At 58.7% G+C, this 5,387-nt stretch carries 5 protein-coding genes and 1 tRNA gene; all 6 read right to left on the bottom strand.

Annotated elements, in window-relative coordinates:
* Nucleotides 1-189: 189 nt before the first annotated feature.
* Nucleotides 190-264, bottom strand: a tRNA-Val gene (locus LOL23_RS18870).
* Nucleotides 265-517: 253 nt separating this feature from the next.
* The gene (locus LOL23_RS18865) at nucleotides 518-1,300 is read right to left on the bottom strand and encodes an ABC transporter permease (protein WP_160980561.1); all 783 of its coding nucleotides are present in this window, start codon (nucleotides 1,298-1,300) and stop codon (nucleotides 518-520) included.
* An 8-nt stretch (nucleotides 1,301-1,308) separates the two neighbouring features.
* Nucleotides 1,309-2,181, bottom strand: coding sequence for an ABC transporter permease (locus LOL23_RS18860; RefSeq protein WP_160980559.1), 873 nt, complete (start codon nucleotides 2,179-2,181; stop codon nucleotides 1,309-1,311).
* On the bottom strand, nucleotides 2,174-3,241 hold the full coding sequence (locus LOL23_RS18855) for an ABC transporter ATP-binding protein (RefSeq protein ID WP_237174130.1): 1,068 nt from the start codon (nucleotides 3,239-3,241) through the stop codon (nucleotides 2,174-2,176). The genes LOL23_RS18860 and LOL23_RS18855 overlap by 8 nt, the downstream gene beginning before the upstream one ends.
* Complete coding sequence (locus LOL23_RS18850; RefSeq protein WP_160980555.1) at nucleotides 3,223-4,308, bottom strand: extracellular solute-binding protein; 1,086 nt, start codon at nucleotides 4,306-4,308, stop codon at nucleotides 3,223-3,225. Before LOL23_RS18850 ends, LOL23_RS18855 begins: the two co-directional genes overlap by 19 nt.
* A 28-nt stretch (nucleotides 4,309-4,336) precedes the next feature.
* On the bottom strand, nucleotides 4,337-5,341 hold the full coding sequence (locus tag LOL23_RS18845) for an NAD(P)/FAD-dependent oxidoreductase (protein ID WP_237174129.1): 1,005 nt from the start codon (nucleotides 5,339-5,341) through the stop codon (nucleotides 4,337-4,339).
* Between the last annotated feature and the right edge of the window lie 46 nt (nucleotides 5,342-5,387).

Below are 5,387 nucleotides of genomic sequence, written 5' to 3'. Positions count from 1 at the left end.
CTTGGCCCTGTGCGGCTGGAACGGTGTGATTAGCCGTGTCTGATGAATGCCCTATCCCCCGTTTGTGGGGAAGAGCCGCCGTGTCTGATGAATGCCCTATCCCCCGTTTGTGGGGAAGAGCCTGTCTGATGAATGCCCTATCCCCCGTTTGTGGGGAAGAGCCGAGCCGAACGGATTGGGAAAGGGAATTGGTGGGCGGTACTGGGTTCGAACCAGTGACCCCTGCCGTGTGAAGGCAGTGCTCTACCACTGAGCTAACCGCCCCTTGATCGCGCGAAGAACTTCGTGCGGAAGGGATAACAAGTCGGCCATTCTAGCACAGATATTTTTTTGTGCTGGACAGGGTGCCCGGTAAATTGCGTGCGTGGCGGCTGGCGGCCCAGGGAGCCAAGGCGGCTAGCGGCCACGCGGGCCGATATGGGTTGGAGCGACGATCATACGCATCGCAAGCCAGGCAAGCACCGCGGCGCAATCAGCAGTGCCCGATGCACTGCTGATTGCGCGCGGCGGCACACCGCTATGCCCGCAATCTGCGCGCCGCCAGTTCCAGCAACAGCAGGCTGACGGTAAGGAGGATCAGGAAGGCGCTGATGGCCGCAATCACTGGCTCCATATTCATCAACAGGCTGTTCCAGATTCTCACCGGCAAGGTTTCAGCTTCCAATCCCGAGAGGAACAGAGAAATGATGAGCTCATCAAACGAGGTAAGAAAGCTGAAAAACGCGGCCGAGATGATGCCCGGCGCGGCCAGCGGGATAACAACTCGCGTGAAGGTGTAGGCTTTGCTGGCGCCCAGGCTTTCGGCAGCCCGCTCGATGGTGATGTCCACGCTTTGCAGTGCACTGATGAGTATCAGCAGCACAATAGGCAGCGCCAGCGAAGCATGGCACACCGCAATCCAGAGCTTGGACCCGAGAAGGTCTAGCGGCACCGACGCGAAGTACAAGGCCACCGAGGTGATGATGGTGGGCACGATGAGCGGCAGCAGGCAGAATGAAATGATCAGCTTCTTTTTGCCGTATTTACCCCTCACCAGGGAGTAGGCGCCCAGAAATCCGAGCGACGTGGCGATAAGGCTGGCCATTATCGCGATGACCAGGCTGGACCACAGGGCGCCCATCCATTCTGGATTGCTGAAAAACTCTTCATACCACCGCAGTGACAATTGCTTGGGCGGGAAGATCATATAGCTGCTGTGCCCGAAAGACACCACCACCACGATCAGAATAGGGAGGATGAGCAGCGCGCAGATCACCCATGTCATGACGCCCGGGAAACTAAAACGCTTGAGGAAGTTCATGGCGCCACCTATTTGCCCAGCATTTTGTCGAAGTCGGTGTACCGGCAGTACACGGCGTAGATCACCAGGGTGATCACGAGCAGGAACAGCGACAGCGCGGAAGCCTGCGGCCAGTCCATCGTGACTTCGATGTTGCGTTGAATCAGCATGGCCATCATCACATCGTTCGGGCCGCCCATGAGTGCGGGCGTAATAAAGAAGCCGATCGCAAGGATGTATACGATGAGGAACCCCGACACGATACCCGGCATGCTGAGCGGCAGGAAAATCTTGCGGAAAACGTAGAAGTTGGAAGCCCCCATACCCCGCCCCGCCTGCAACAGCCAAGGGTCGATGCCCTTCATGGTAGAAAACAATGTCAAGACGAAGTATGGCAACAACACGTACGTCATACCTACCACCACACCCGTCATGTTGTACATGAGGTTGATGGGCTTATCGATGAGACCGGCAGCCATCAGCATTTCGTTGACCACACCCTTGGTGCCCAGGATGATCATCCATGAGTACGTGCGCACGATGATGGACGTGAAATACGGCACGACAACGCAGATGATGATGAGTGTGAAGCGCAGCGAATGCACACGTGCCAGCGTATAGGCCACCGGATACGCGGTGAGCAGCGCCAGCACGGTCACCAGCATCGATATCCATACCGTCTTCCAGGCCACGGTCAGAAACAGCGGCGACGTGAACGTCTCCAGCAGCATGACCAGGAAGTTGCCGTCGTAATCGAGCGCAGACTTCACGAAGAACCAGGCGATGGGCACGGCAAAAAACAGCACCAAGAAGCCCAAGACCGGATAGATCATCGGGGTAGGGCCGAAAACCGGCGCGCGAAGCGCCACGCCGTTGCGCCGGGTCATTGCGATCTCAGTCATGATGGAGGATTCTCGCGTCGCCCGGCTTGCCCCAACCGACGGTGACAGCTTGCCCCACGTCGAAAACCGGCATGTCTGAAAGGTTGGCCGTGTCTGCGTAGATGCGCAGATCATCGTGCAGCGCCACCTGATAGCGCACGATATGGCCCAGAAATGATACGTTCATGACCTTCCCGCGCAACCCTGACGGCACGCCTGCGGCGCCCTGCCCGTCGTGCCCCTTCCCAAGCACGGCACGTTCGGGCCGGAAGAACAGATGGTCGCCGCTGCGCATGCCCAAATCCCGGCGATAGCCCTCGTCCAGCCGCGCATATGGCAGGATGTTGGCCTCGCCCAGGAAGCCCGCCGCAAATATATTGCGCGGCGATTCGTACACATCTTTGGGCGTGCCCAGTTGCTCGATGCGGCCGTTGTTCATGATAGCGATGCGGTCTGACATGTTCATCGCTTCTTCCTGGTCGTGCGTGACGAACACCACCGTCATGTTCAGCTTGCGCTGAAGCTCCTTGATCTCCATTTGCATCTGATAGCGCAGGTTCTTGTCCAGCGCGCCCAGCGGCTCGTCCATCAGCACAACTTTGGGATGGAAAACCACCGCGCGCGCAAGCGCCACACGCTGCTGCTGACCACCCGAAAGCTCTTTGGGAAGGCGCTTCGCGAAATCAGAAAGGCGAACCAGGTCTATCGCCCACTGCGCCCTTTCCAGGCACTCTTTGTTGCTGAACTTGCGCACTTTGAGCGGGAACATGACGTTGTCCAGCACCGACATATGCGGAAACAACGCATAGTTCTGGAACACCATGCCGAGATTGCGCTGCTGCGGGCTCATGCGGCTGATGTCAGTATCGTCCAGCAAGATCTGCCCGCTGTCCGGTGTGGCGAAACCCGCCAGCATCAAGAGCGTGGTGGTCTTGCCCGAACCGCTGGGCCCCAACAGCGAGAAGAACTCGCCGGGGGCAATGTTGAGATCGATGCTGTCAACAACGGTGAGGCCGCCGTATTTCTTGGTGATGCCGCGAAAGCGTATGCTTCCGCCGCCTTTTACGAATTCAGCGCCCATGTCGCCCACTCCTTGCCTACTTCGGCCCGGTTCTTTGCCCACCATTTCGCGTCGAGCAGGAAGCCATGCTCGCGCGTGCGGTCTCCGCCGGGGATCTTGTCACGCATCTCGGGTGTCAGTGCCTGGTAGGCCGTCTTGGTAACCGGGCCACTGTTCCACATCGAGCTGAACTTGCTTTGTACATCCTGGCTCAGGCAGAAGTCGATAAGCTTCTGCGCATTGCCAAGGTTTTTGGCGTTCTTGAGGGCCGCGTATGCCTGCACGTGCACACTGTGCTGGTTCCAGTTGATGGCCAGCGGCGAACCATTTTCGATGCCTTTAAGGATGCGCGTACTCCACACCGAGCTCAGGTCGGCTTCGCGCGTGGACAGCATCTGTACCGACAATGCGCCTGATGCCCAGAACTTGGCAATGGCGGGCTTGATGCGCGACAGCGATTTGAAGGCGCGCGGCAGGTCAAGCGGGTACAGCTTGTCCATGGGCACGCCATCGGCCAACAGGGCAAACTCCAGATTCGGGCCGCCGGTATCGATGTCAGCGAGTGCGCGGGTGGACGGATATTTTTTGTAGTCCCAGAAGTCCGCCCAGGTCTTGGGCACCGTATCCTTGTTCCATTTCTCAAGGTTGTAGCCCATGACATCGGCATAGACGAAGTTGCCAACATAATTGGCGTGGCGGTACTCGGGCAGGATGTCGTCGGGATTGGTGAATTTGAAGCCGGCGTAGTCCAGCGGCGCCAGTTCATTCTCCCATTGCAACAGCACGCTGTCGTCGTTGTCGATGATGTCGATCTCGATATTGCCCGACTTGATCATCGCCTCAAGCTTGCCGGTCGTCATCGCAACAGGGATGACGCGGATGCCAGTTTGCTTGGTGAAGGGTTCATAAATCAGCTTGCGGCGAATGTCGTCGTAGGCACCGCCCGGCGAGCGAATCACCACGCGCTCCTGTGCCGCTTCCGCATTCTTGATCCATAGCGAAGGCGCGGCGATCGTCGCGCCCGCCAGTTTCAGCACAGATCGCCTGCTCAAGACAGGGCCTGATTCATTTTTATCGTGGTTGCTCATGGTGTCTCCTCTGGTAAACCATGCATGCTTAGAAACGATTGATGTCGTAAGGTTTTATATCGAGTTTTGGTGATGCGCCGGTGATGAGGTCGGCCAGAATCCCGGCGGATGCGGGCGCACCGGTAATGCCGGTATGCCCGTGGCCAAAGCCCAGGTACAGGCCGGGCATTTTATCCACGCTCCCGAGCACCGGCAGGCTGTCAGGGGTAGAGGGCCTGAAGCCCAGCCAGAAGCTGCTTGCGCAACTGGTATCCAACGAGGGGAAAAGGCGTTTGGCGTGCGAAACCAGCACCGCTTCGCGCCGCATGTCTGGTGCCGCATCCAGGCCCGCGATCTCCACGAAACCTGCCACGCGTATGTTGTCGACCATAGGCGTGACGCCGAATGCACGCTCTTTATGCAGCACGGGCAAAGGGATATCGAGCGCCTCGCGATCGAATGCAACGTGGTAGCCACGCTCGGTCTCGAGCGGCACGTCAATGCCCAGACCCTTGAGCAGGCGGCCCGACCACGCACCGGCGCAAACCAGCAGCTTGGGCGCAGCCAGGTCGCTGCAGGCCGTGATGATCCGGTACCCGGCGCCACTGCCCTGGCGGCTGAGCCCCACTACCTTCTGGCGCAAAAGCTCACCGCCGCTGGCCAGAAAGATCTCTTTGAGCCGCTGCACCAACTGGTACGGATTGGCGATATAGCCGTTATGTTCATACAATTGCGCCCGACGCACACGGCGATCCATACCGGGCACGATATCGAAAATCTCGTCGCCCTTCATGTCGCGCACCACAATGCCGTGTTCGGCGCGCAGCCGGTCAGCCAGCATGTCGAGCGGCGACTTCTGTTCGCTTTCCCATACGTGGAGTTGGCCGGTGACGTGGACGACTTTGCTGAAAAGCGCGTCACCCAATAGCAGGCGATAGTGGTCGATGGCGTCTTTATGCAATTGCCGCAAGGCATGCGAGATCGCCATTACGTTGTGTGTACGGGCGCCGCTGCGTATCCATTGGCTCTTCCCCACAAACGGGGGATAGGGCATTCATCAGACACGGCTAATCACACCGTTCCAGCCGCACAGGGCCAAG

The sequence above is a fragment of the Paracandidimonas lactea genome (assembly GCF_021653995.1).
Lineage (GTDB): Bacteria > Pseudomonadota > Gammaproteobacteria > Burkholderiales > Burkholderiaceae_B > Allopusillimonas > Allopusillimonas lactea.
Note: the sequence above shows the minus strand (reverse complement) of the source record. Positions and strands in the feature narration are given on the sequence as shown.

Bases quoted from the DNA above. Each gene is read 5' to 3' on its own strand.
- LOL23_RS18865 (WP_160980561.1), bottom strand. From the start codon at position 1,300: ATGAACTTCCTCAAGCGTTTTAGTTTCCCGGGCGTCATGACATGGGTG.
- LOL23_RS18860 (WP_160980559.1), bottom strand. From the start codon at position 2,181: ATGACTGAGATCGCAATGACCCGGCGCAACGGCGTGGCGCTTCGCGCG.
- LOL23_RS18855 (WP_237174130.1), bottom strand. From the start codon at position 3,241: ATGGGCGCTGAATTCGTAAAAGGCGGCGGAAGCATACGCTTTCGCGGC.
- LOL23_RS18850 (WP_160980555.1), bottom strand. From the start codon at position 4,308: ATGAGCAACCACGATAAAAATGAATCAGGCCCTGTCTTGAGCAGGCGA.
- LOL23_RS18845 (WP_237174129.1), bottom strand. From the start codon at position 5,341: ATGCCCTATCCCCCGTTTGTGGGGAAGAGCCAATGGATACGCAGCGGC.